The sequence below is a fragment of the Mesorhizobium salmacidum (SeqCode) genome, assembly GCF_037179605.1.
Classification (GTDB): Bacteria; Pseudomonadota; Alphaproteobacteria; order Rhizobiales; family Rhizobiaceae; genus Mesorhizobium; species Mesorhizobium salmacidum.
Genome location: NZ_JAPYKS010000006.1, coordinates 218,750 through 237,920 on the forward strand (window position 1 = coordinate 218,750; position 19,171 = coordinate 237,920).

Here is a 19,171-nt window from a genome sequence, read left to right on the forward strand (position 1 = left end):
ATCCGCGGGCGTGAAGGTTCTGGTCGATGTTTGGAATTGACGGCACCGTATTGGCGTTTGTAGTGCTCGCCGGCTTCAGCGCCGGCGCGGTCGCTTATGCATTTCTGTTCACTCAGATCAGCAATGAGAAACAGGCCGGAAAGCGGCTTGAAACGATCAAGGCCGCCGAGACGGACCGTTCTGTTGTCAAGGCGACCCGTGACCGGGCGGCGGACGCGGCCAAGCGCCGCAAATCGGTGCAGGATTCCCTGAAGGAACTCGACGAGAAGCAGAAGACCAAGGACACCGCCGTCAAGAAGCCGCCGCTGAAAGCCCAGCTTCGCCAGGCTGGGATGAAGGTGCCGATCGAGCGTTTCTATATCTATTCGGCCATATTCGGCCTCGCGCTGGCAATCGTCGCGTTCATGGCCGGAGCGCCGATGATTGTCTTGCCCGGTGTGCTGCTCGCCGGAGCGCTCGGCCTGCCGCGTTGGTTCGTCTCCTTTCGTCGTATCCGCCGCGTCAAGGCATTCCTCAACGAATTTCCAAACGCGCTCGACATCATCGTGCGGGCGGTCAAGTCCGGCCTGCCGCTGAACGACGCCATACGCCTGATCGCCAATGAATCGCCTGAACCCGTGAAGGCCGAATTTCGCCGGATAGTCGATTCGCAGCAGATGGGCCTGTCGATCCCCGACGCGACCTTGCGCATGCCCGAAACCATGCCGTGCACCGAGGCGAGTTTCTTCGGCATCGTCATCCAGATCCAATCGCAGGCCGGTGGCAATCTCTCCGAGGCGCTGGGTAACCTTTCGCGCGTGTTGCGCGACCGCAAGAAGATGAAGGCCAAGGTCGCGGCACTGTCGATGGAAGCGAAAGCATCCGCCGCCATCATCGGCGCCTTGCCTTTCATCGTCGCCTTTCTCGTCTATCTCTCCAGTCCCAACTATCTGATGCCGCTGTTCACGACCAGCGTCGGCCATTTGATACTCGGTTTCGCCGCCGTCTGGATGTCGATCGGCATCTTCGTGATGCGCAAGATGATGAACTTTGAAGTCTAGGGCCGCGGCATGACCGAACAAGCCATCAAATCACTGACGGATCCCAGCTTCCTGATTGCGCTGCTGGTCGGTATCGCCGTGTTCGCAACCGTCTTTACGCTGCTCCCGGCGTTTGGCGGAAACCAGCTCAAGGCGCGCATGAAATCGGTCGCGCTGGAGCGTGATGAGCTTCGCGCCAAGCAGCGCGCGCGGCTTGCGACCGAGGCCGATCGCCGCCGCAAAGGTCTGCGCGAGCAACAGTCGGTCGGCATGCGCAACATTGTCGACCGGCTCGATCTGCGGCGTGCGTTGGCCGACGAGGCCACCTTGCAAAAGCTCAAGGTTGCCGGCTTTCGCGGGCAGAATCCGCTAACGCGTTTTCTGTTCTTCCGCCTGGTGCTTCCTTTTGTCGGCTTCGCGCTCGGTCTGTTCTATATTTTCGTGCTCGGAGGATTGCCCGACAAGCCATTGGTGGTCCGGCTGTTCGTTTGCGTCCTGGTTGCCTATGGCGGCTTCTACGCGCCGGTCCTCTACGTCAACAATCGCGCGACCAAGCGCAAGCAGTCGATCCAGATGGCGTGGCCGGATGCGCTCGACCTGATGCTCATCTGCGTGGAGTCCGGCATGTCGGTGGAAGCCGCGCTGCGCAAGGTCGCCGACGAGATCGGCGCGCAGTCGGTGGCCCTGGCGGAAGAATTCATCCTGACCAACGCCGAACTCTCCTATCTGCAGGAGCGCAAGCAGGCTTACGAGAACCTGGCCAGCCGCACGGGGCTGGAATCGGTCAAGTCTGTGTCGCAGGCCCTTGTCCAGGCCGAGCGCTACGGTACGCCGGTGGCGCACGCGCTGCGCGTGCTCGCCGCCGAAAGCCGCGACATGCGCATGAACGCCGCCGAGAAAAAGGCGGCCGCCCTGCCGCCCAAACTCACCGTGCCGATGATCTTGTTCTTCCTGCCGGTGCTGTTCGCCATCATCCTGGGGCCGGCGGGCATCCAGGTCAGCCAGCGCGGTATCTTCGGCGATCATCCCGGGGCGGCCGCGTCGACCAGCCAGTAAACCAACGCAGAATCCGTCTGCGGAAACAAAAAGCCGCGCTGCAATCGAGCGCGGCTTTTACGATTTGCGGTAAGCCCGCGGCGATCAGTTGGTGGCGGTTTTCGCCGGTTTCGCCTTGTCCTGGTCCTTGAGCTGGCTCCAGGCGTTCTGCTGGGCCAGCATCTGCCTGAGATAGGCGACGTTGGCCTGTGCCTGTTCGGGGGAAAGTTCCTGCGAGGCGATCTTCTCGGCTTCGTCGAAACGACCCTGCAGGCCGACAACGAGCGCCAGGTTCTGGCGCACCCGGCTGTCGGCGTTCGACTGCTGGGCGGCCGACCGCATATAGGTCTCGGCGGTGCGCAGATCCCCTTCCAGCACATAGGACATGCCGAGATTGGAAAGGATCGAGGGCTCGTTCGGCTTGAGTTCGAGGGCCTTGCGGTAGAGTTGGCGCGCCTCGTCCTTCTGGCCGGTCTGATCGAGGATGGCCGCCTCCGCCGACACCAGCCTCCAGTCGGGATATTCCGGCGTCTGTGCACGGCGCACCGCATCGAGCGCCGCCTCGAACTGGCCGTTGGCGGCCAGCGCCTTGCCATAGGCGGCGAGTACGTCGCGGTCCTTGGGATAGGCGATCGCCAGCTTGCGCATCACGGCGAGCGACTGGTCGGCATCCCCATCCATCTGCAGCGCCGCCGCGAAATTGGTGGCGATTCGCTTGTCGGTGGGGTTCCTCGCATAGGATTGGCCAAGAGCGGCAGTGGCGTTGTGCAATTCTCCCGCCGACATCGTCTCCAGCGGCTTGCCGCTGGTGCGTCCGATCGAGCCGGTGGTGAGCTTGTCGGTTGCGCATCCCGCGACACCTGCCGCGAGCGCCAGCACGAATGCCGTGGTGATGAGCCGCGTTCCCCGGATGTTTATCGTGCGGTTGGTCGGCATCGGCACCCTGGCCTCCATTCATGCGCGTGGCCATTGCGTGGCCATCTTCCCTCCAGCAGAAATATTCTGTTAACCCTAACGGAGGGTTAAGAAACGCCGACTCGGGCGAGTTCGGCAGGAGAGACGTCTGATGTCCGTGGAACTGGTCGAGAACAAGCTGAAGAACCCGCTGCCGATCCATCTGGTCGCCAGGGACGGGCTGGACGCGGCCGGTCTGTCGCCGTCTATTGTCGCTTGGGCCAAGGCAAACGGTTTTTCCGGCGAGGCCGGCAGGACGCTGGTCGTGCCCGGCGAGAACGGAGTGCTCGGCGGCGCCGTGTTCGGTCTTGGCGACGGTGAGGGCGCGCTCGGTCTGGGCGCGCTGTCGAAAACCCTGCCGGAAGGCGACTGGCACTTCGCCTCGGCGCCGCCGGCCGAGCCTGAATTGGCGGCGATCGCGCTGGCGCTCGGCGGCTATGTCTTTACCCGCTATGGCAAGAAGGCGGGCAAGGCGCTGCGCTTCGAATTGCCGGCCGGCGTCAATGCGCAGCGCGTTCGCCGCATCGCCGACGGCGTTTTCCTGACGCGTGACCTCGTCAACACACCGACCAACGATATGGGGCCGGACGATCTGGAGAGGGCAGTGCGGGTCCTGGCTGGGACCCACAAGGCCGAAGTCTCCGTCATCAAGGGCGACGACCTGCTCACACAGAATTTCCCGATGATCCACGCCGTCGGTCGTGCGTCGTCCGATGCGCCGCGCCTGATCGACATGACATGGGGGCAGCAAGGCGCGCCGAAGGTGACCCTGGTCGGCAAGGGTGTCTGCTTCGACACGGGCGGCCTCGACATCAAGCCGTCCTCGGGCATGCTGTTGATGAAGAAGGACATGGGCGGCGCGGCCAATGTGCTGGGCCTGGCTTCGATGATCATGGCTGCCGGGCTCAACGTACGGCTGCGGGTGCTGATCCCTGCGGTCGAGAATTCGATTGCCGGCAATGCCTTCCGCCCCGGTGACGTGCTGGCGAGCCGCAAGGGCATATCAGTCGAGATCGGAAATACGGACGCGGAAGGGAGGCTGGTGCTGGGCGACGCGCTGGCGCTTGCCGACGAAGAGGAACCGCAGCTCCTGGTCGACATGGCGACCCTGACCGGAGCAGCCCGCGTCGCGCTGGGTCCCGACCTGCCGCCCTTCTACACCGATGACGAGGCGTTTGCCGCGGAGCTGGCGGCCGCCTCCATCGCGGTCGAGGACCCGCTGTGGCGCATGCCGCTATGGCGGCCCTACGACGCGAGACTGTCGTCGAAGATCGCCGACATCAACAACGTCACCACGGACGGTTTCGCCGGCTCGATCACGGCCGCGCTGTTCCTCAAGCGCTTCGTCGAGAAGACGGCAAGCTGGGCGCATTTCGACATCTTCGCCTGGAACCCCGCCGATCGTCCGCACGGCCCCGCCGGTGGCGAGGCGCAAGGCATCCGGGCGTTGGAGCGGATCATGTCGACACGCTATGCCTGATGCGCAAGCAGAGCCGGCAAATTGCAGAAACTGAAACGGAACCGAAACAATTTGCTGTCATGCTGGCGCGATGTCGATTGCGATGCGCCCGAGCCAGGCCTTGCGACTGTGGCAGCAAGTGATGCTGTCGCAGGTGCGCGAGGATGCGCCCGATCTCACCATGCGGCAGACGGCGATCCTGTTCACCATCTATCTCGATCCGCCGCCGCACACCGTGCGCGGGCTTGCCGCCCGTCTCAACGTCACCAAGCCGGTCATCACGCGCGCGCTCGACACGATGGGCGCGCTGAAGCTGGTGTCGCGTCATCGCGACGAGCTCGACAAGCGCAACGTCCTGATCAAGCGCACTGTCGAAGGCGCGCTCTTTGTCGAGCGCTTCGGTGATGGTATCATTGCCAAGGCCCACGACCTGCCGATCTGAACAATTTTCTTATCTAACTGGATTGCCGATTTGACCGCCCACGACCCCCGCCTGCACGCCTTCCGCTCCGATCTCGCCGATGCCAGGTTGAAAGGAGAGGTCGCTGCCGACCGTTTCGTAGCGGGTCGGCCGGCGCGGATTTCGGTCCCGGTGGCCGATATCCGCAAGGCGCCGGCGTTGGATTCGGGCGTCAACACGCAAGCTCTGTTCGGCGACGATGTGCTGGTTTTCGAGGATAGAGAAGGCTGGGCCTGGATCCAGGCAGAGCGAGACGGCTATGTCGGCTATGTCGCCGACGCCATGTTGGGCGAGCGGGACCATGCGCCCACCCATATCGTCTCGGTGCCGCGCACGTTCCTGTATCCCGGTCCCGATCTGCGCTTTCCGATTGCCGGGCAATTGTCGATGGGATCGACGGTAACCGTGACGGGTGCCGCCGAAACGCGCGGCACGCACTATGCACTGCTGCCCTCCGGTGAAGCCGTGATCGCTGGCCATCTGCGCCCGATCGGCGAAGTGGCCGGCGACTATGTGTCCGTGGCCGAGACGTTTCTCGGCACGCCCTATCTCTGGGGCGGTGTTTCCGGCTTCGGCATCGATTGCTCCGGCCTGGTGCAACTGGCCATGCGCATGGCCGGCGAGGATGTGGTGCGCGATTCCGACATGCAGGCCAATTCGATCGGCGAGCCGCTTCAGCCCGGCCCCGATTTTACGGGGCTGCGACGTGGTGACCTTGTGTTCTGGAAAGGCCATGTCGCCATCATGACCGACGCCGAGACCATGATCCACGCCAACGGTCACACCATGCTGGTGTCGCGCGAAGGGCTGAAGGAAGCCATCGCCCGCATCGGTTATCTCTATGGCGCGCCGACGGGATTCCGGCGGCCGTAAGGCTTTCGATCCCCTTTTGTTCCGATTCTGCTTGGCGATTGCGCGCCGCCGCGCTACCTCTGGCGGGTGACCGAGCTGCCGCGCCTCGCCGACCAGAATGCCGCCGTCGTCTTGCCCGAGCCATTCGTAAAATGGTTCGGCGAGAAAGGCTGGTCGCCGCGCGCGCATCAAATCGAACTCCTGGCGAAGGCCCAAGCCGGGCAATCGGTGCTGTTGATCGCGCCGACCGGCGCCGGCAAGACGCTGGCCGGCTTCCTGCCGTCGCTGACCGAACTGGCCGTCAGGCCGAGGCGAAAACCTGGCCAGGCGCGGCGCGGTATCCACACGCTGTATATCTCGCCGCTGAAGGCATTGGCCGTCGACATCGAGCGCAATCTCGGCAAGCCGGTCGAGGAGATCGGTCTGCCCGTCACCATCGAAACGCGCACCGGCGACACCCCCGCCCACAAGCGCCAGCGCCAGAAGCTTGCGCCGCCCGATATCCTGCTCACCACGCCGGAGCAACTGGCGCTGCTGATCGCGGCAGGCGATGCGAGGCGCTTCTTCGAGGATCTGCGCTATGTCGTGCTCGACGAATTGCATTCGCTGGTGACGTCCAAGCGCGGCCATCTGCTGGCGCTTGGGCTGGCGCGGCTGCGCAGCTTTGTCCCTGGCCTGCAGACGATCGGCCTGTCGGCGACGGTGGCCGAGCCGGGCGAATTGCGGCGCTGGCTGGTCAGCCAGAACCCGCCGGGTGATATGGCGGAATTGATCACTGTGACGGGCGGTGCGAAGCCCGAAATCTCGATCCTCGATTCCGAGGAGCGCGTGCCGTGGGCGGGGCACTCGGCGCGCTACGCCACGCCGGAAATCTACCGCGAGATCAAGCGCCACAAGACGACCCTGCTGTTCGTCAACACGCGCAGCCAGGCGGAGCTGCTGTTCCAGGAGTTGTGGCGCGTCAACGAGGACACCTTGCCGATCGCGCTTCACCATGGTTCGCTCGACGTCGCCCAGCGCCGGCGCGTGGAGAAGGCGATGGGCGAGAACGCGCTGCGCGCCATCGTCGCCACCTCGACGCTCGATCTCGGCATCGACTGGGGCGATGTCGATCTGGTCGTGCATGTCGGTGCGCCGAAGGGTGCCAGCCGGCTGGCGCAGCGCATCGGCCGTGCCAACCACCGCATGGATGAGCCGTCGAAGGCGATCCTGATTCCCGCCAACCGTTTCGAGGTGCTGGAATGCCGGGCAGCACTCGACGCCAATTATCTCGGCGCGCAGGATACGCCGCCGCTGGTCGATGGCGGGCTCGACGTGCTGGCGCAGCATGTGCTCGGCTGCGCTTGCGGCGCACCGTTCCGCGCCGATGACCTGTATGAAGAAGTGCGAACGGCGGCACCCTATTCAAGCCTCGATAGTCCGACATTCGACCGCGTCATCGATTTCGTCGCCACCGGCGGCTATGCGCTGAAGAATTACGAGCGCTACGCCCGCATCCGCCTCAACAAGGATGGACTGTGGCGGGTATCCAATCCGCGTGTCGCCCAGCAATACAGGCTGAATGTCGGCACCATCATCGAGGTGCCCGCGCTCAACGTGCGTTACGTCAAGGCCGGCAGCAAAGGCTCGGCGTCGCACGGCGGCCGCGTGCTCGGCAAGATCGAGGAGGCGTTCCTCGAAACCTTGACGCATGGCGATACCTTCATGTTCGCCGGCAAGGTACTGCGCTTCGAAGGCATCCGCGAAAATGAATGCTTCGTCTCGAACGCGCCCGGCAGCGACGCCAAGGTGCCCTATTATGGCGGCGGCAAGTTCCCGCTCTCGACCTACCTTGCCGAGCAGGTCCGCATCATGCTGGACGATCCGCAGCGCTGGAAGAAGCTGCCGGAGCAAGTGGCCGACTGGCTGCGGTTCCAGTCGGACAAATCGATGCTGCCCAAGCGCGACGATTTGCTGATCGAGACCTTTCCACGCGGCAACCGCCACTATCTCGTCGCCTATCCCTTTGAGGGCAGGCTGGCGCACCAGACGCTTGGCATGCTGCTCACCCGTCGCCTCGACAGGACGGGCGCCAGGCCGCTCGGCTTTGTCGCCACCGACTATGCGCTCGCCATATGGTCGCTGGGCGATATGGGCGCGATGTTCAAAGCCAGGAAACCTTCACTCGGCGCGCTGTTCGATCAGGATATGCTGGGCGACGATCTCGAAGCCTGGCTGGCCGACAGCTGGCTTCTCAAGCGCACCTTCCGCAATTGCGCGCTGATCTCGGGCCTGATCGAAAAACGCCACCCCGGCCAGGAGAAGAGCGGCCGCCAGGTCACCGTTTCGACCGACCTGATCTACGATGTGCTGCGCAGCCATGAGCCGGACCACATCCTGCTTCAGGCGACGCGTGCCGACGCGGCGACCGGCCTGCTCGATGTCAGCAGACTTGCCGACATGCTCTCGCGCATCCAGGGTCGAATCATGCATAAGGCGCTCGAACAGATATCGCCGCTTGCCGTGCCGATCATGCTCGAGATCGGCAAGATGCCGGTGAACGGCGAGGCCGATGAAACGCTGCTGATGGATGCGGCGACGCTGGTCGAAGAGGCCATGGGGCCTGGGATGGTTGACGAATGAACTTTTCGCTGGCGCGCGCGTCGCTGATCGCCGAGGCCGACCTTGTCGGCATCGCGGGCGAGCGCGCGGTCTGCGATCCGCGCGGCGTGCTCTATTTTCCCGAGCTCAGGCTGCTGACAGTATCGGACCTGCATCTGGAGAAGGGGTCGTCGCTGGCAAGGCGCGGCACGCTGATCCCACCCTACGATACCGGCGCGACCCTGCTGCGGCTGCAGGCGGTCATATCAGACTATGAGCCGTCGATCGTCATCAGCCTGGGTGACTCCTTTCACGACGGCGGCGGCGCCGTACGCATGCATTCGAGCTTTCGCGAACGGCTGGAAGCGCTGATGACGGGCCGTGACTGGTTCTGGGTCGCCGGCAATCACGACCCGGAAGCGCCGGCGGACCTGCCCGGCGAGACCGTGCGGGAACTGGCCATAGGCTCGCTGCTGTTCCGGCATGAGCCATCGAAAGTGCGGGTCGGGGGCGAAATATCGGGCCACCTTCATCCTTGCGCCCGCATCGTGCAGCAAGGCCGTTCGGTGCGGCGGCGCTGCTTTGCCGGCGACGGCGGCCGCATGATCATGCCGGCCTTCGGTGCCTATACCGGTTCGCTCAACGTGCTCGATCGCGCCTATGCCGGCCTGTTTCGGCCGGAGACGCTGATGGCCTATATGCTCGGCGCGGACCGCATCTTCGCGATTTCAGGCTCGATGCTGAGGCCGGGCTGAGATCGTCGGGAGCTCTTGGCGAGCTCATGTTTTCTTAAGCGCAGCTTGAACGCGATCAAGCGCTTCTTCCGCGCCATGGTATCCCTGGGCTGCCGAGCGTTTCAGCCATTGGACCGCAACGTCTGCATTCTGCTCAACTCCAACGCCTTTAAGATACATCAAAGTTGAATTGGGCCTTGCCATTGTTCAGTTGCGCAGCCCTTTCGTACCAATGAAAGGCCAGCTTGGGGTTTTTATCTACAATTTCGCCGGTTAGATAAGCGGCGCCGAGATTAATTTGCGCGTCAACGTTACCCTGCTCCGCTGCTCTGGTTAACCAAAGAGTTGCGTCCGCCCCACTTTGGGGCACTCCCTTCCCGACGGAATACACATATCCAAGATATTGCTGAGCTTCTGACAAACCCTGGATCGCCGCCCTGCGCCATAGCTCCGCCGCTTTGGTGTCATCCAGCGGAACGCCCTTACCCCAGGAATACAAAAGTCCAAGATTTAACTCAGCCACTGCCATGTCCTGATCCGCCGCCTTACCCCACCATTCCGCAGCTTTGGAATAATCCAGTGGAACACCAAGTCCCCTGGAATACAGAAAACCGACATTGAATTGTCCAGTAACATCGCCTTTTTGGGCGAGAGCCGCCCATTCTTTGTACGCTTCTGTATAGTTCTTCGCTTCAAAGGCGGCGTCGGCTTCGACGCCGCCTGCCAAAGAATTGTGAGGTAAAAAAAACCAAGATCCAGGCAAAGCAAAACGCCCATGGGAACAGTGATGCTGAACTAGAGGCAGCAGTGGAGTTCGTCACTTGATCTCCTAATGTTGGTCCTGCGACGACGCTATCGAACGACAACAAAATCATTGAAGTCCCAGCCCAAGTCAATGTTGGGATTCGCGGCTATCCGCCAACCAGCCGGCACGCTTGGGCATTCTGTCACGTTTTTCATTTCCGGGTTCGGATCAAGATTATGCTTGGCCCAGCGTCTTACCCTCTATCGCCCGTAATAGAGCATGACCGTGTGCTTGGCTTCGGCGAAGAACAGCCAGCGTTCGACCAGCATGCCGGCGAACTGGACGATCGCGGCGAGCGCCGACGACACCGCCGCAAACGGCCACGGCAAGGCGAAGGCGGCGATCAGCAGCAGGATTGGCAAACCGAAGGCCAGCGCCTGCGTGACCCGGCGCAACTTCGCGCTGTGCTTGCGCGCGATGCGGAAGCCCATTTCCTTGAGCAGGTAGTTTTCCTCGGTATGCGGCCATTCCAGGGATCGTACAGTGCCGCCGACGAGCCCAGTCGCGGTGTTGGCATTGGTCTGGATTTCAAGCTGGTCGTTGTAACGCCAGGTCGCCAGCTTCCAGCCCCAGCCAAGCAGGGTGAGCAGTACGGAAGCTGCAAGCGGGATCGTTGAGCCGAGCGCAAAGCCTTGCAGCAGGGCGTTGACAAGCACACTGCCGCTCATCGCCGAGAAGATGAGATAGCCGGGCAAGGTGTAGGGGCTGTGCCACTGCGCAATCGGCTTCAGCGAGGCATAGGTCATGCCGGTCATGCAGACCGTGACAATGGCGCCAATGGTCGCCAGAACGCCTGCGGCCGCCACCCAGCCATCGAGGCGGCCAAGGAAGATCCAGCCCATGCCGAAAAGGCCTGCGGGAATGAAGGTGGTGACCGAAGCGACGCCTTCGCGCGACAGCCATGAACTGCGCCATTGCGAGAACGCCCGCCAGGCACGTTCGGGCCTGCCGAGATGGCCGGTCGACGACAACAGGCCGGCGGCGATCAGGCCGAGCGCCAGCCCCATGCCGACGAAGCCCAGCCAGAAATCGGGTGCGATGAAGCCGAGCGGGCCGAGCACGCCGAGCAGCGCGAGCAGCCCATAGCCGGCACCCGTGGCGGTGGTGAAGAAAACGACCGAAAAAGCTGGATGCATGGACGGTCAGCTCGAAAGCATGCGGTCGACCCAGCCAAGGAAACCGCCCTCGGCCCGTACCGGCTCCAGCGCGGGAGCGGCTACCGATGCGGCGCGCTGTGTGTGAGCGCGCGGCGGCAGGTATTTGTTGGTCGGGCGGTAGCCGAGTTCCGGCATCAGGTCGACACCGCCGCGCTCCGCCACCAGTTGCGAAACCGGGGATTGGGGATCGCCGAGGTCGCCGAAATGCCGGGCGCTGGTCGGGCAGGCGGCGACGCAGGCCGGCACGCGGTCCCCTTCGGCCAGATTGTCGTTGTAGATGCGGTCGACGCAGAGCGTGCATTTCTTCATCACGCCGACATCCGTGTCGAATTCGCGCGCGCCGTAGGGGCAAGCCCAGCTGCACAATTTGCAGCCGATGCACTTGTCCTCGTCGATCAGTACGATGCCATCGGAGGCCCGCTTGTAGGAGGCGCCCGTCGGGCAGACGGTGACGCAGGCCGGCGTCTCGCAATGCAGGCAGGAGCGCGGGAAGTTCACCGTGCGCCCCCCCATCTCGGTGATGTGCTCGTAACTGTGCACGCGGTTGAACCAGACCCCGTCGGCATGGCCGCCATAGGGGTCGATGTCGGTCAGCGGCGCCATGTGGCCGCCGGCATTCCACTCCTTGCAGGCGGTGACGCAGGCCTGGCACCCAACACAGGTGTCGAGGTCGATGACGAGGCCAAGCTTCTTGCCGCCTGGATTTGGAAGACAGGTCATTCGGCCGCCTCTCTTGCCTGCCGGAACCCGGCGCCGAAAGTGAGCTTGTCCGGCGAGGGCTCGAAGTGCGGTGGCTGGTGGAAACGCTCGAATTGCGGTTCGGTGAAGCCGGCCTCTTCAGCCGCGCATTTGACGATGCGGACGCGCAGATCGAACCACGCAGCTTGTCCCGTGACCGGATCGGAATTCGAATAGCGCTTGCCGCTGGCGTCAGCAGAAGTCTGGTCACCGATGATGTGGTTGAGCAGGAAGCCGCGATTGCTCTCGGCGGCATCGTCCTTCAGCCCCCAGGTGCCGCGCCTTTTGCCGATCGCGTTCCAGGTCCAGACCGTGCTTTCGTTCACCCCGTCGACCAGCTTGATCTGCCCCTTCACCTTGCCGTTGATGCTCTCGATCCACACCCAGTCGTCATCGGCGAGGCCGAGGGCGGCTGCGGTCCGGTGATGTACGAACAGCCGGTTCTGGCTGGTGATCTGCCGCAACCACGCGTTTTGCGAACCCCAGGAATGGTACATGTGCATCGGCCGCTGCGTCAGCGCGTGCAGCGGATATTTTCCAAGGTCGACGGCCGCTTCCTCGAATGGCATGTGCCAGAACGGCAGCGGGTCCATGTAGGTCTCGACGCGCTCGCGCTGCGTCTGCGGCGGCACCACCCGACCATGGCCGCGCGCGGCCAGCCGAAAACGTTGCATCGGTTCGGAATAGAGCTGGAAGACGATCGGCTCGGCCTTGGGGATGAAGCCCAGTTGCACCGCGAAATCGAGATAGGAGCGGTTGGCCATCTTGTAGTAGCGCTGGTCGTCGGCGAAGTCGTGGTGCCAGAAACCGCCATTGTCGATGTAACGTTGCAACTGGTTGGGGTTGACGTCGCCCTTGCCGATCGAGGTTTCATCCTTGCCGCGCCAGCCGGCGAGCGGGCCGATGCCGGGCGTGCGTTCATGATTGACGATGTAGTCGGCGTAGTCGCGGTACTTCGCCGAGCCATCGTTTTCGACGAAGCCGGGTAAGCCAAGCCGCGCGCCGAGTTCGATCAGCACCGACTGGAACGGTCTGACGTCGCGGTCGGGCTCGACGACCGGATGGCGGATGGCGTCGCCCGGTCCGTCGGCATGGCTGATAGGCCGGTCGAGCAGGCTGATGCAGTCATGACGCTCGAGATAGGTGGTGTCGGGCAGGACGAGGTCGGCGAACGGCACGGTCTCGGAGTAGTAGGCGTCGGAATAGATGATGAAGGGGATCCTGTAGTTGCCCGCTTCATCATGATCCGTGAGCATGGCCATGGTCCCGACGGTGTTCATCGAGGAATTCCAGGCCATGTTCGACATATACATCATCAGCGTGTCGATCTTGTAGGGATCACCGGCCCAGGCGTTGCGGATGACGGTGTGCATCAAACCGTGCGCCGCCAGCGGCGAATCCCAGGAATACGCTTTGTCGATGCGCAGCGGCGTGCCCGCTTCGTCGACCAGCAGATCGTCGGGTCCGCAGACGAAACCGAGCGGCATGCCGTCGAGCGGCGTCATCGGCCTCACCTCCTTGCCGCAGGGCTTCGGGCCCGGCGGCGCCGACCTGGGGTAGGGCGGCTTGAATCGGAAGCCGCCCGGCACGTCCACCGTACCCAGCAGAACCTGCAGCAGGTGGATGGCGCGGCATGTATGAAAGCCGTTGGAATGGGCCGAGATGCCGCGCATCGCGTGCATCGAAACGGGGCGTCCCTTGATCGTCCCATGCCGGCGCCCCGCCCAGTCGGTCCACGCGACCGGCAATTCGATTGCCTGTTCGAAGGCGACGTGGGCCAGTTCGGCGGCGATCCGGCGGATCGTTCCGGCGGAGATGCCGCAACGCTCCGCGACCGCATCGGGCGCGTAGCTCTCGTCGAGATAGCGGTCCGCAATGAGCTGGAATACCGGCACGCAGCGGCGGCCACCGACATCGCAGCTGCCGGTCAGTGCCGGTTTGGCGTCGGCATCGATAGCGCTCACAGGACGTTTCGCCACTCTGTCCCATGCCAGCGGATTGCCGTCGCTGTCGCGCACGAACAGCCCGTCATCGGCCGCGCCAGGCTCCTGGATGACGAGCACATGCGCGTTGGTGTAGCGGAGCAGATAATCGAGATCGACGCGGCCGGCCTTCAAGAGTTCGTGGATCAGCGCGAACACGAACAGGCCGTCGGTGCCGGGCCGGATGCCGATCCAGTCGTCGGCGATCGCATTGTAGCCGGTCCGGCACGGATTGATCGAGACCACCTTGGCGCCGCGCGCCTTGAGCTTGCCCAGCCCGATCTTGATCGGGTTGGAGTCATGGTCCTCGGCGACGCCGAACAGCATGAAGTATTTCGTGTTGTCCCAATCGGGCTCGCCGAACTCCCAGAACGAGCCGCCGATCGTGTAAAGGCCTCCGGCCGCCATGTTCACCGAACAAAAGCCGCCATGGGCTGCGAAGTTAGGCGTGCCGAACTGGCTCGCCCACCAGCCTGTCAAGGATTGCGACTGGTCACGCCCGGTGAAGAAGGCGAGTTTTTTAGGCTCGGTGCGGCGGATATTCGACAGCCGCTCGGTGGCGATCGAGAAGGCTTCCTCCCACTCGATCTCGCGGAACTCGCCCGAGCCGCGTGGGCCGGTGCGCAGCAAGGGCTTCTTCAGCCGGGCCGGGCTGTAGTGCTGCATGATGCCGGAGCTGCCCTTGCCGCAGATCACGCCGCGATTGACCGGATGATCCTTGTTGCCGTTGATGTAGCGGATCTTGCCATCCTTGATATGCACGTCGATGCCGCAGCGGCAGGCACACATGTAGCAGGTCGTCTTGGCGATGCTGTCGGAAACGTCAGGCGAGGTGTCGACGCCATCGCCCTCATGGGGCGCCCGCGTGTCGGCAAGCTGGCGTTGCGAAGGGGCTGAATTGGCGCCGCGCGGCGGTCCTTGCATCATGATCCCGTGCTGCTCGCGCGGCCGGCGGATTTGGCTCGCGTCTTCGGCCCGGGGCCGCGCATGTAATGCTCTTCCGGGTGGTATCGATCACCGGCCAACCGCCGTCGGATGCCGCGGGTCCAATGCGCAAGCAGGGATCTGAACCGCCCGATCATTTTATCCTTCGCGATCCACCGGCGAATTTTTTCTAACTTCTTCCGAAAAAGTAGAATAAAGCTATCGATCCGTCTAATCAGTTGTTCTTGTAAATTCGATCGATATTGGTTCTTAATGCGCGCATGACCCTGGACCAGTTGCGCATTTTCGTCGCCGTCGCCGAGCGCGGCCACATGACCAAGGCGGCCGAACTCCTGGGCATCTCCCAATCGGCCGCGTCGGCGGCCATTCGCACGCTGGAAGAGCAGCACGGTGTCCATCTGTTCAACCGCGTCGGCCGCAACATAGAGCTGGCCCAGACCGGCCACCGGTTCCTGCCCGAAGCCAAGGCCGTGCTGGAGCGGGCCGCCGCCGCCCGCAATGTGCTGGAGCATGTTTCGCAGACGGTCGCCGGCAGCCTCTCCATCGCCGCCAGCCTGACCATCGCCAGCTATTGGCTGCCGCGCCGGCTGGCCTCCTTCCACGAGGCGCATCCGGCCGTCAGGCTTAGCGTCACCATCGGCAACACAAGGCAGGTCGAGGCCAGCGTGCTCGATGGAACCGCCGATCTCGGCCTGGTCGAAGGGCGCACCGAATCCGACATATTGCGCCGCGCCAAGGTCGATACCGACCGGTTGATGCTGGTCGTTGCCAGCTCTCATCCCAAGATCGTCGAAATCGCGCCGGGCCGCCCCGACATCACCGGCCTGCGCTGGATCATCCGCGAGGGCGGCTCCGGCACACGCGAGGTGCTGGAGGACCTGGCGCGCCGCGAGGGGATTTCGCTTGCTGACCTCAGGATATTCCTGGTGCTGCCCAGCAACGAGGCGGTTCGTCAGGCCGTCGAGGCCGGCGCCGGCGCGACCATCATTTCGGAGCTCGTCGTCGGGCGCGCGGTCGCCGAGGGGAGCCTGAGAGCCGTGCCGATCGAATTGCCGAAGCGCGACTTCGCCATGATCACCCATCGCGACCGTCAGGCAAGCCTGGCCCAGATGGCGCTGAAGGCGCATCTGGCCGCGGAGATGAACGGGTCAGGGTAGGATCAGCCGAACTTCCGCTGCGCGTCGAGCGCCAGGCCAAGCCCGACCGATCCGAACATATCGCCGTCGATGACGGAAGCCTGCGGCACCAGTGACAGGATTTCCCGCCTTGCCAGCGGAATCGCCGTCGATCCGCCGGTCAGGAACACCGCGGTGATATCGGACGGCTTGACTCCGGCGTCGCGGATGGTCTGCGCCACCGTTTCGGTGACCCGCTCGATATCCCGCGCGATCGTGGCCTCCAGCCCCTCGCGCGTGATCCCGGCGGCGAATGCCACGTCCGGCAGCTTCACCGCCACGTCGGCCGATGACCTGTCGGTCAGCTCTATCTTGGCTTTCTCGACCAGTGCCGCCAGAGCGTGCCCGTAGCGGTGCTCGACGATGTGGATGAAACGGTCGACCAGGTCGGCGCGCACGGCCTCGTAGCGGATCTGGCGCAGATGCGTCATCGCCTTGGCGGTGTAGACCAGGTTGATCCGCTGCCATGTGGCGAGATCGATGAAGTAGCTGGCCGGCAGATTGCGTTTGCCGTCCTTGGTCGCGGAGAGGTAGCCGAGCTGCGGCATGACATGGGCGATGCTCAGCAACCGGTCGAAATCGGTACCGCCGATATGGATGCCGCGGCTGGCCAGGATGTCGTCCTTGCGGTCGGTCGATCGCGAGCGCTCCGGCGAGACCCGCACGATCGAGAAGTCCGAGGTGCCGCCGCCCATGTCGATGATCAGCGCCAGTTCCTCGCGCGTCACCTTCTGCTCGTAGTCGAGCGCCGCCGCGATCGGCTCGAACTGGAAGGCGATATGCTTGAAGCCCTGGGCACGGGCAGCCTTCTCGAGTTCGCCTTGCGCCTCCGCGTCGGCTTGCGCATCGTCATCGACGAACTGCACCGGGCGGCCGAGCACCACGCTCTCCACCACGCCGCCGGCGTCCGCCTCCAGCCGCGTCCTCAGATGACCGATGAACAGGCCGATAATGTCGATGAAGCCGATCTGGCGCGCCTTGATACGCGTCTTCTCGTGGGCGAGCGAACTGCCGAGCACGCTCTTCAAAGAGCGCATCAGGCGGCCTTCGATGCTGTCGGTATAATCGCCGATCGCGCGACGGCCGAAATAGGTGTGGCCGTCCTCGAAGTTGAAGAACACGGCACTTGGCAAAGTGGATTGTTCGCCCTCCAGCGGGACCAGCCGCGCCTTGCCGTTCCGGATCACGCCCACCGTGGAATTGGACGTGCCGAAGTCGATGCCGCCGAATGCCTGATGCATTGCAGCCTCCTGTCATTGTTTCACGGCGGCAAAACAGCGGCGGCGTATCGCGCTGTCATCCCGGACCGCTCTTGCGAAATTGTATGTGCGTGTTTGCCCCTGGGCTGGGAGGCGGCGGTTTATCGCATGGCTGGGAAAAGGGGAACCCCTCTTTTCCCGCGGCATCAATCTTTGCGGAACACCAGCCGGCCGAGCCAGCCCGTCACCATGGCCAGCGATATGGCGAACACGCCGTAGAGGAACGAATAGTCGTGGGCGACGCGGAAGATCGATTGTTCGAAGCCCGATTTGCGGATTTCGAGTTGCGCCGAACTCTCCTTCACGAAGAGGCCGCTCTTGAATAGGAACGCGCGCGCCCTGTGCGTGCCGACCGACACATTCGGCGCCAGTCTGACGGTGGCGCGAAACAGGTTCTGCGACAGGAATTGCACGCCGCCGACATTCTCGCTGTAGAGGCCGGCGGCGGCCTTGCGCTCGCGCAGTGCCGCCGTGAATTCCTCGATCGTCGCCGGACTGTCACCGGCATCGGCGGGCTGCATGTAAAGGTTGGAGGCGCCGAGCGACAGTTGCTTGTAGCTGTTGGGTTCGGTGATGTCCTGCAGCGGCCGCGTCGTCGCCACCGAATAAGACACCGGCACGTTCTCGAAGCTCTCGGAATCCAGATTGACCCAGACGCCCAGCACTCGGTCCTTGCGGCGCACCACCACCGGTTTTGGTGGCCCTTCGAGCACGACGATCACGTCGTAACGGCCCTGGCGTGCCACCAGCGGGTCGGGATTTTCCAGCGAACCGAAAATGGTCAGATCGGCGCCGGAAAAACCGGCGGTGATCGACACCGCGTCGGTGGAGAGGCCGATCTGGATGCCTTCCGTCAGCGGCGTTTGCGCCTTCGCCGGCGCGGCGGCGGTCAGGGACAGGAGAGCGACGGTTGCGAGCGCTTTCGGGCCATTCATCAGTTGAGGCCCGCGCCGGACAGCGAATAAAGGTTGGGTGGCGTGACGAACAGATCGGTAGCGAGCCGGATCGCCACCGCCAGCACCAGCAGCGCCAGCAGGGCTCTCAATTGCTCGCCGCGCAGCCGCTGGCCGGCCTTGGCGCCATATTGTGCCCCGGCCACGCCGCCGGCCATCAAGAGGAAGGCCAGCATCACATCGACGGTCTGGTTGGTGGTGGCGTGAACCAGCGTCGTGTAGGCGGAGGTGAAGATGATCTGGAACAGCGAGGTGCCGATGACGACGTTGGTCGGCACTTTCAACAGATAGATCAGCGCTGGCACCATGATGAAGCCGCCGCCGACGCCCATGATCGACGACAGGAAGCCGATACCGGCGCCAAGCCCGAGCACCGGAATGACGCTGACGAACAGTTTCGACGCGCGGAAGCGCATCTTCAGCGGCAGGCGGTGGATCCAGTTGTGCTGGCCGGATTTCTTCAGCACCGGTGCCGCCCCGCTGCGCGTGGCGCGCAGCGCGTTGATGCTTTCGACCAGCATCAGCCCGCCGACGGTGCCGAGCAGCACGACGTAGAGCAGCGAGATGAACAGGTCGAGCTGGCCGAGCCTGCGCAGGAAGCCGAACACGTAGATGCCGGCGGTGGACCCGACGATGCCGCCGGCCAGGAGCACGCCGCCGAGCTTGAAGTCGAGTGTGCCTCGCTTCATGTGCGAAAGGACGCCGGAGACGGAAGAAGCGATGACTTGGTTGGCGCCGGTGGCGACCGCGATCGCCGGGGGGATGTTGTAGAAGATCAAGAGCGGTGTGATGAGGAAGCCGCCGCCCACCCCGAACATGCCCGACAGAAAGCCCACCGCGGCGCCCATGGCCAGCAGCACGAAGACGTTGACGGAAATTTCCGCGATCGGGAGATAGATGCCCACCCGTCAGTCTCGATCAGTTTGCCTGTCGGCGAATAAAGCCGTTGCGGACAGTATCGCATCGAAAAGCCAATTTTCTCTTGCGACGACGCGGCAGCGGGATCAAATCCCGCCACCGCGCCGAAACAAAAAGACAACTCAATCAGTTAACAGGCAAATATA

Annotated in this window: 16 protein-coding genes; 8 read left to right on the forward strand and 8 right to left on the reverse strand. The window is 63.6% G+C overall.

All coding sequences use genetic code 11. The annotated features are described in order from the left end of the window. Positions 1 to 26 precede the first annotated feature (26 nt). Entirely contained in the window at positions 27 to 1,040 is a 1,014-nt protein-coding gene (locus O7A60_RS10775) for a type II secretion system F family protein (RefSeq protein ID WP_337106225.1), read from the forward strand. A gap of 9 nt (positions 1,041 to 1,049) precedes the next feature. Beyond that, positions 1,050 to 2,075, forward strand: a complete 1,026-nt coding sequence (locus O7A60_RS10780; RefSeq protein ID WP_337106226.1) for a type II secretion system F family protein — start codon at positions 1,050 to 1,052, stop codon at positions 2,073 to 2,075. A gap of 84 nt (positions 2,076 to 2,159) precedes the next feature. On the opposite strand, the gene O7A60_RS10785 is transcribed toward O7A60_RS10780, so the two are convergent. Then, the gene (locus O7A60_RS10785) at positions 2,160 to 2,990 is read right to left on the reverse strand and encodes a tetratricopeptide repeat protein (protein WP_337106227.1); all 831 of its coding nucleotides are present in this window, start codon (positions 2,988 to 2,990) and stop codon (positions 2,160 to 2,162) included. Between the two features lie 130 nt (positions 2,991 to 3,120). On the opposite strand from O7A60_RS10785, the gene O7A60_RS10790 reads away from it, so the two are divergent. From O7A60_RS10790 to pdeM, 5 genes are all read left to right on the forward strand, one after another. Then, a complete protein-coding gene (locus O7A60_RS10790; protein WP_337106228.1) occupies positions 3,121 to 4,488 on the forward strand; it encodes a leucyl aminopeptidase family protein in 1,368 nt (455 codons plus the stop codon). A gap of 70 nt (positions 4,489 to 4,558) precedes the next feature. After that, positions 4,559 to 4,909, forward strand: coding sequence for a MarR family winged helix-turn-helix transcriptional regulator (locus O7A60_RS10795; RefSeq protein ID WP_140507608.1), 351 nt, complete (start codon positions 4,559 to 4,561; stop codon positions 4,907 to 4,909). A 30-nt stretch (positions 4,910 to 4,939) separates the two neighbouring features. Next, positions 4,940 to 5,800 carry a C40 family peptidase gene (locus O7A60_RS10800; RefSeq protein WP_337106229.1) on the forward strand — a complete coding sequence of 287 codons (861 nt, stop codon included), beginning with the start codon at positions 4,940 to 4,942 and terminating at the stop codon, positions 5,798 to 5,800. 66 nt (positions 5,801 to 5,866) lie between these two features. Further along, positions 5,867 to 8,401, forward strand: coding sequence for a ligase-associated DNA damage response DEXH box helicase (locus O7A60_RS10805; RefSeq protein WP_337106230.1), 2,535 nt, complete (start codon positions 5,867 to 5,869; stop codon positions 8,399 to 8,401). Beyond that, positions 8,398 to 9,114 carry a ligase-associated DNA damage response endonuclease PdeM gene (gene pdeM / locus O7A60_RS10810; protein WP_337106231.1) on the forward strand — a complete coding sequence of 239 codons (717 nt, stop codon included), beginning with the start codon at positions 8,398 to 8,400 and terminating at the stop codon, positions 9,112 to 9,114. Before O7A60_RS10805 ends, pdeM begins: the two co-directional genes overlap by 4 nt. Positions 9,115 to 9,262: 148 nt before the next feature. Here the strand turns inward: pdeM and O7A60_RS10815 are convergent, their stop codons facing one another. From O7A60_RS10815 to O7A60_RS10830, 4 genes are all read right to left on the reverse strand, one after another. Continuing rightward, entirely contained in the window at positions 9,263 to 9,856 is a 594-nt protein-coding gene (locus O7A60_RS10815; protein WP_337106232.1) for a tetratricopeptide repeat protein, read from the reverse strand. A 242-nt stretch (positions 9,857 to 10,098) separates the two neighbouring features. Beyond that, the gene (locus O7A60_RS10820; RefSeq protein ID WP_337106233.1) at positions 10,099 to 11,034 is read right to left on the reverse strand and encodes a dimethyl sulfoxide reductase anchor subunit family protein; all 936 of its coding nucleotides are present in this window, start codon (positions 11,032 to 11,034) and stop codon (positions 10,099 to 10,101) included. A 6-nt stretch (positions 11,035 to 11,040) separates the two neighbouring features. Further along, positions 11,041 to 11,775, reverse strand: coding sequence for a 4Fe-4S dicluster domain-containing protein (locus O7A60_RS10825; protein ID WP_337106234.1), 735 nt, complete (start codon positions 11,773 to 11,775; stop codon positions 11,041 to 11,043). Continuing rightward, entirely contained in the window at positions 11,772 to 14,702 is a 2,931-nt protein-coding gene (locus O7A60_RS10830; protein ID WP_337106235.1) for a molybdopterin oxidoreductase family protein, read from the reverse strand. The genes O7A60_RS10825 and O7A60_RS10830 overlap by 4 nt, the downstream gene beginning before the upstream one ends. 278 nt (positions 14,703 to 14,980) lie before the next feature. On the opposite strand from O7A60_RS10830, the gene O7A60_RS10835 reads away from it, so the two are divergent. Continuing rightward, the gene (locus O7A60_RS10835) at positions 14,981 to 15,877 is read left to right on the forward strand and encodes a LysR substrate-binding domain-containing protein (RefSeq protein ID WP_337106236.1); all 897 of its coding nucleotides are present in this window, start codon (positions 14,981 to 14,983) and stop codon (positions 15,875 to 15,877) included. Between the two features lie 2 nt (positions 15,878 to 15,879). On the opposite strand, the gene O7A60_RS10840 is transcribed toward O7A60_RS10835, so the two are convergent. The 3 genes from O7A60_RS10840 to O7A60_RS10850 all read right to left on the reverse strand — a co-directional run bounded on the left by O7A60_RS10840 (position 15,880) and on the right by O7A60_RS10850 (position 19,012). After that, positions 15,880 to 17,136: an Hsp70 family protein gene (locus O7A60_RS10840; protein WP_337106237.1), complete on the reverse strand. Its 1,257-nt coding sequence runs from the start codon at positions 17,134 to 17,136 to the stop codon at positions 15,880 to 15,882. Positions 17,137 to 17,300: 164 nt separating this feature from the next. Further along, complete coding sequence (locus O7A60_RS10845) at positions 17,301 to 18,089, reverse strand: TIGR02186 family protein (protein WP_337106238.1); 789 nt, start codon at positions 18,087 to 18,089, stop codon at positions 17,301 to 17,303. After that, on the reverse strand, positions 18,089 to 19,012 hold the full coding sequence (locus O7A60_RS10850; RefSeq protein ID WP_027141986.1) for a sulfite exporter TauE/SafE family protein: 924 nt from the start codon (positions 19,010 to 19,012) through the stop codon (positions 18,089 to 18,091). The genes O7A60_RS10845 and O7A60_RS10850 overlap by 1 nt, the downstream gene beginning before the upstream one ends. Positions 19,013 to 19,171: the final 159 nt, after the last annotated feature.

Excerpts from the sequence above, each read along its gene's own strand:
- O7A60_RS10845 (WP_337106238.1), bottom strand. The coding sequence starts at position 18,089 with ATGAATGGCCCGAAAGCGCTCGCAACCGTCGCTCTCCTGTCCCTGACC.
- O7A60_RS10785 (WP_337106227.1), bottom strand. The coding sequence starts at position 2,990 with ATGCCGACCAACCGCACGATAAACATCCGGGGAACGCGGCTCATCACC.
- O7A60_RS10790 (WP_337106228.1), top strand. The coding sequence starts at position 3,121 with ATGTCCGTGGAACTGGTCGAGAACAAGCTGAAGAACCCGCTGCCGATC.
- O7A60_RS10840 (WP_337106237.1), bottom strand. The coding sequence starts at position 17,136 with ATGCATCAGGCATTCGGCGGCATCGACTTCGGCACGTCCAATTCCACG.
- pdeM (WP_337106231.1), top strand. The coding sequence starts at position 8,398 with ATGAACTTTTCGCTGGCGCGCGCGTCGCTGATCGCCGAGGCCGACCTT.
- O7A60_RS10825 (WP_337106234.1), bottom strand. The coding sequence starts at position 11,775 with ATGACCTGTCTTCCAAATCCAGGCGGCAAGAAGCTTGGCCTCGTCATC.
- O7A60_RS10830 (WP_337106235.1), bottom strand. The coding sequence starts at position 14,702 with ATGATGCAAGGACCGCCGCGCGGCGCCAATTCAGCCCCTTCGCAACGC.
- O7A60_RS10835 (WP_337106236.1), top strand. The coding sequence starts at position 14,981 with ATGACCCTGGACCAGTTGCGCATTTTCGTCGCCGTCGCCGAGCGCGGC.
- O7A60_RS10820 (WP_337106233.1), bottom strand. The coding sequence starts at position 11,034 with ATGCATCCAGCTTTTTCGGTCGTTTTCTTCACCACCGCCACGGGTGCC.
- O7A60_RS10795 (WP_140507608.1), top strand. The coding sequence starts at position 4,559 with ATGTCGATTGCGATGCGCCCGAGCCAGGCCTTGCGACTGTGGCAGCAA.
- O7A60_RS10780 (WP_337106226.1), top strand. The coding sequence starts at position 1,050 with ATGACCGAACAAGCCATCAAATCACTGACGGATCCCAGCTTCCTGATT.
- O7A60_RS10775 (WP_337106225.1), top strand. The coding sequence starts at position 27 with ATGTTTGGAATTGACGGCACCGTATTGGCGTTTGTAGTGCTCGCCGGC.